Source organism: Mesorhizobium sp. M7A.F.Ca.CA.002.05.1.1, assembly GCF_003998335.1.
In the GTDB taxonomy this organism is placed as follows: Bacteria; Pseudomonadota; Alphaproteobacteria; order Rhizobiales; family Rhizobiaceae; genus Mesorhizobium.
Map to the genome: position 1 here is coordinate 1 of NZ_RZQI01001559.1, position 617 is coordinate 617.

Sequence of the window (617 nt, forward strand, 5' to 3'; positions counted from 1 at the left end):
GCTCGGCGCGGGCGCGCAGCCAGTCGGTCGGATAGAATTCGAAGAAGCCGCCGACTTCCCCGCCCCAGCGCACCGGATCGAGGCCCTTCAGCTCATCGGCGTTGTCATCATCGCGGGAAAATAGGAACTTGCCGGTCAGGCCGGCGCGGAAACCGCCATCATCGACCAGCGCCAGCGAGATGTTGTCGTTGCGCGAGACAAAGCGGGCCGCCGGTCCGGCCTTGCCCAGCGAAATGATCGGCGAGGCGCTGAGCAGGTACTTTTTGCCGCCCTCGAAATTCGGCGCCACCATGCCGGTGGCACCTACGGTCAGATACCAGTCGCCGGACAGCCAGCTGCCCTCGCCCGCATGGGCAGTGCCCGCTCCGCCCAGCACCGCAGCGGCCAACACCAGAGAGATTCTTCCGACCGGACTCATGGCCACTCCACTAACACGACACACACGATTACCGATGACAGCTTTGACGGCCCTTTGGTAAAATTTGATTTAAACCCGAGACATACGCTCGCGCTTTTGCAGCGGTCCCGCTGCCGGTCATCGACTGGACGTTGGCCCGTGCCCGGATTACCTTCCATCCGCAGTATTCCGCAGCCCTCGATGGAGACCGCGACAATGA

The 617-nt window shown here is 62.9% G+C and carries 1 protein-coding gene; it reads right to left on the reverse strand.

Going from position 1 to position 617, the window contains the following annotated elements; all coding sequences use genetic code 11:
• Positions 1 to 418: MipA/OmpV family protein (locus EN939_RS37025; RefSeq protein ID WP_164751641.1), on the reverse strand; the 418-nt coding region annotated here is incomplete at its 3' end.
• Positions 419 to 617: the final 199 nt, after the last annotated feature.